Source organism: Stenotrophomonas sp. HMWF003 (genome assembly GCF_003061285.1).
Taxonomy (GTDB): Bacteria; Pseudomonadota; Gammaproteobacteria; order Xanthomonadales; family Xanthomonadaceae; genus Stenotrophomonas; species Stenotrophomonas maltophilia_AP.
In genome coordinates this window covers 14,960-19,580 of record NZ_QAIW01000471.1, presented here as the reverse complement: position 1 = coordinate 19,580, position 4,621 = coordinate 14,960, and the positions used below count along the sequence as shown (strand labels likewise).

Below are 4,621 nucleotides of genomic sequence, written 5' to 3'. Positions count from 1 at the left end.
CCTTCTACCGTTACGACGTCATCGTCATCGGCGGCGGCCACGCCGGCACCGAAGCTGCGCTGGCGGCTGCGCGCAGCGGCGCACGTACCCTGCTGCTGACCCACAACGTGGAAACCATCGGCGCGATGAGCTGCAACCCGGCCATCGGCGGGATCGGCAAGGGCCACCTGGTGAAGGAGATCGACGCCCTGGGCGGGGCCATGGCGCATGCCGCCGACCGCGCCGGCATCCAGTGGCGCACCCTCAATGCCTCCAAGGGCCCGGCCGTGCGCGCCACCCGCTGCCAGGCCGACCGCAACCTGTACCGCATGGCGATCCGCCAGATCGTGGAAGCCCAGCCGAACCTGACCGTGTTCCAGGCGGCGGTGGACGACCTGGTGATCGACGGCGACACCGTGCGCGGCGCGATCACCCAGACCGGGCTGACCTTCCATGCCCCGGCCGTGGTGCTCACCGCGGGTACCTTCCTGGCCGGCAAGATCCACGTGGGCCAGACCCAGTACGCCGCCGGCCGCATGGGCGACCCGCCGGCCACCACGCTGGCCGCGCGCCTGCGCGAGCGCCCGTTCGTGATCGACCGCCTGAAGACCGGCACCCCGCCGCGCATCGACGGCCGGTCGCTGGACTACCGCGTGATGGACGAGCAACCCGGCGACGACCCGCGCCCGGTGATGTCCTTCCTGGGTGACCAGGCCGAACACCCGGCCCAGGTGAGCTGCTGGATCACCCACACCAGCGAGCGCACCCACGAGATCATCCGCAGCGCCCTGCACCGCTCGCCGCTGTACAGCGGCCAGATCGAAGGCATCGGCCCGCGTTACTGCCCGTCGATCGAAGACAAGGTGGTGCGCTTCGCCGAGAAGGCCAGCCACCAGATCTTCGTCGAGCCCGAAGGGCTGGACGTGGTGGAGATCTACCCCAACGGCATTTCCACCTCGCTGCCGTTCGACGTGCAGCTGGCGCTGGTGCGCAGCATCACCGGTTTCGAGAACGCGCACATCACCCGCCCCGGCTACGCGATCGAGTACGACTTCTTCGACCCGCGCGGGCTGGACAACACCCTGCAGACCAAGAGCGTGTCCGGGTTGTTCTTCGCCGGCCAGATCAACGGCACCACCGGCTATGAAGAAGCCGCCGCGCAGGGCCTGCTGGCCGGCATCAACGCCGCCCGCCACGTGCGCGAACAGGCCGGCTGGTGCCCGCGCCGCGACGAGGCGTACCTGGGCGTGCTGGTCGACGACCTGATCACCCACGGCACCACCGAGCCGTACCGCATGTTCACCAGCCGCGCCGAATACCGCCTGCAGCTGCGCGAGGACAACGCCGACGTGCGCCTGACCGGTACCGGCCGCGAACTGGGCTTGGTGGACGACCGCCGCTGGGCCGCGTTCCAGACCAAGCAGGAGGCGGTGGCCACGGAATCGGCGCGCCTGCGCGCGCTCTGGGCCACCCCCGGCAATGCACTGGGCCGCGAAGTGGAAGCCACGCTGGGCGTGGCGGTCAGCCGCGAAACCAACGTGCTGGACCTGATCAAGCGCCCCGAACTGGACTACGCCCAGCTCATGCAGGTGCCGTCGCTGGGCCCGGCGGTGGCCGACCCGAAGGTGGCCGAGCAGGTCGAGATCGGCGTGAAGTACGCCGGCTACCTGGACCGCCAGCGCGATGAGATCGCGCGCCAGCAGCGCCACGAGAACACCGCCATCGCCAGCGACTTCGACTACGCCGGCGTGCGCGGGTTGTCGGCCGAAGTGCAGCAGAAGCTCGAGCGCGTGCGCCCGCAGACCATCGGCCAGGCCCAGCGCATCCCCGGCATGACCCCGGCCGCGATCTCGCTGCTGCTGGTGCACCTGGAGCGCGCGCGCCGCATCCGCGCCGCGTAACCCGCCACCCCGCCGGGTAGAGCCGACCGTTGGTCGGCTGCACACCCTCCGCCGGCCGTCGGATGCGCCCGCGTTATCATCGGCGACCGGGACAACGCCGCAGGTGGCGTCCCCGCCCCTGCCTTGCCGGAGTTTGCGCATGTCCCCGATCCGCCCCTACCTCGACAAGCGTCCCGTCCTTGGCGAGCGCTGCTACATCGACCCGGCCTGCACCATCATCGGTGACGTGGTCCTGGGCGATGACGTGTCGGTCTGGCCGGGCACGGTGATCCGCGGCGACGTCAACCACGTCCGGATCGGCGCGCGGAGCAACATCCAGGACGGCACCATCATCCATGTCAGCCACCATAGCCCGTACAACCTGGAAGGCTTCCCTACCCTGATCGGCGAGGGCGTCACGGTGGGCCATGGCACCATCATCCATGCCTGCACCATCGGCGATTACAGCCTGATCGGCATGGGCGCGTGCATCCTCGACGGGGCACGGGTGGAGCAGCACGGCTTCGTCGGCGCCGGTGCCGTGGTGGGCCCGGGCAAGGTGGTGGGCGAAGGCGAACTGTGGGTGGGCAACCCGGCGCGCCTGGTGCGCACGCTGACCAGCAAGCAGATCGAATCGCTGCACTACTCGGCCGACCACTACGTGCGGCTCAAGGACACCTACCTGGGCTGATCGCGCGCGCGACGGTCGCAACCGCCATCGGCCTGCCCGCGGCGCTGGGCATCGGCCCGGCCGCACGGTAAAGTCCACAGCCGACCAGGAAGCAGTCGAGAACCGCATGCCCCCGCTGGCAGCAGACCGGAGAGGATTCCGGCACATCGTTTCCGGCCCCGTGCGCGCATGAGCGCGACGATGCTGGACACCTACCGTGAAGTGATCACGCCCGAAGGCGTGCCGCTGCACCTGCCGGCCGCCGGTCCGGTGCCGCGCGCGCTGGCGTGGGCGATCGATTTCAGCATCCGCGTCGGCGCCTTGATGATGCTGAGCATTCCGCTGGCCTTCCTCGGCGAGTTCGGCCAGGGCCTCTACCTGGCGCTGATGTTCCTGCTGATGTGGGCCTACACCATCGTGCAGGAAGCGCTGTGGGGCCGCACCATCGGCAAGCGCGCGCTGGGCCTGCGCGTGGTCGCGCGCGACGGTGCGCCGATCGGCTGGATGGCGGCCATCACCCGCAACCTGCTGCGCACCGTGGACATGCTGCCGTTCGCCTACGCGCTGGGCCTGCTGTCGAGCCTGTTCGATGCACACGGGCGTCGCCTGGGCGACCTGGTGGCCGGCACCGTGGTGATCCACGACAGCGCGCGCCCGGTGCTGGGCAGCGTGGCCATCGACACCGTGCTGGCGCCACCGCAACCGTTGCAGCCCGCCGAACAGGCCGCCGTGGTGGCCTTTGCCGAACGTGCCGCGCGGCTGTCCGCACCGCGCCAGCAGGAACTGGCCGGCATCGTCGCCCCGCTCAGCGGCGGCGGTGGCCAGGTGGGCGTGTTGCGCCTGTATGCGATGGCCAACTGGCTGCTGGGGCGCCGATGAGGCAGGAACAGTTCGTCGCCCGCTACCAGCACGAATGGCAGGCGCTGGAGCACTGGCTGGCCACGCGCGGCGACACCCCGCGCAGTGGGCGCGGGCAACCGCCGGCCGACGGGCTCAATGATGAGGACATTCCGCAGCACTACCGGCGCCTGTGCCAGCAGCTGGCGCTGGCCCGCAAGCGCGGCTACAGCCCGCAGCTGGTGGCGCGCCTGCAGCAGCTGATGCAGCAGGGCCACCGCCTGCTCTACCGCACCCCACCGCCCCGCTGGCGGCGTGCGCTGGAATTCCTGTTCGCGGACTTTCCCCAGCTGGTGCGCAGCCAGGCACGTAGCATGTGGGTGGCCACCGCGCTGTTCGTGGTGCCGCTGGTGGGCACCTTCGCGCTGGTGCAGTGGTACCCGCAGTTCATCCACCTGCTGATGGACAACGCCCAGATCGCCGCGATGGAGCGCATGTACGATCCGGCCGCGCCGCACCTGGGGCGCGACAGCGGCACCGACTGGATGATGTTCGGCTACTACATCATGAACAACATCAGCATCGGCCTGCGTACCTTCGCCAGTGGCCTGCTGGCCGGTGTGGGCACGGTGCTGATCCTGCTGTTCAACGGGCTCACCATCGGCGCGGTGGCCGGCCATCTGCAGCACGTCGGCCATGGCGATCCGTTCTGGCGCTTCGTGGTCGGGCATGGTGCGTTCGAACTGACCGCGATCGTGATCGCCGGGGGCGCCGGCCTGCAGCTGGGCATGAAGCTGCTGGCGCCGGGGCGCAGGCGGCGCATCGATGCATTGATCGAGGGCGGCGTGATCGGTGCGCGGCTGTGCCTGGGCGTGGCGGCGATGCTGTTGGTGGCCGCGTTCATCGAAGCGTTCTGGTCGTCGATCGCCGAGATTCCCGCGTGGGGCAAGTTTGCCGTGGCCGCCGTGCTGTGGAGCGCGGTGTTCGCCTGGTTGTGGCGCGGCGGGCGTGGGAGCGGTCATGCGCATTGACCAGCTCGACGTGGTGCTGCGTGCACGCAGCGGCTGGGAAGCGGTAGAGCTGGGCACGGCGCTGGTACGCCGGCATGCACGCGCGATCTGGACACCGATCGTGCTGCTGGGCCTGCCCGTCTTCGCGCTGGTCAACGCGCTGGCATGGTGGGCCGATGCATTCGGCTGGGCGTGGCTGCTGATGTGGTGGCTCAAGCCGGTGTTCGACCGGCTGGCCCTGTATG

4 protein-coding genes and 1 pseudogene are annotated in these 4,621 nt (G+C 70.0%); all 5 read left to right on the top strand.

Annotation, left to right across the window (positions count from 1 at the left end):
* Positions 1 to 1,880 (top strand): tRNA uridine-5-carboxymethylaminomethyl(34) synthesis enzyme MnmG (mnmG, locus tag DBR34_RS21080; RefSeq protein ID WP_128098226.1); only part of this gene is annotated, 1,880 nt, incomplete at its 5' end.
* 139 nt (positions 1,881 to 2,019) lie between these two features.
* A complete protein-coding gene (locus tag DBR34_RS21075; protein WP_128098225.1) occupies positions 2,020 to 2,550 on the top strand; it encodes a gamma carbonic anhydrase family protein in 531 nt (176 codons plus the stop codon).
* Positions 2,551 to 2,718: 168 nt separating this feature from the next.
* Entirely contained in the window at positions 2,719 to 3,408 is a 690-nt protein-coding gene (locus DBR34_RS21070) for an RDD family protein (RefSeq protein WP_128098224.1), read from the top strand.
* Positions 3,405 to 4,397: a stage II sporulation protein M gene (locus tag DBR34_RS21065; RefSeq protein ID WP_128098223.1), complete on the top strand. Its 993-nt coding sequence runs from the start codon at positions 3,405 to 3,407 to the stop codon at positions 4,395 to 4,397. Before DBR34_RS21070 ends, DBR34_RS21065 begins: the two co-directional genes overlap by 4 nt.
* Positions 4,387 to 4,621: pseudogene (locus tag DBR34_RS24500) on the top strand (DUF4129 domain-containing protein); the annotation flags it as partial. The gene DBR34_RS21065 and the pseudogene DBR34_RS24500, both read left to right, overlap by 11 nt.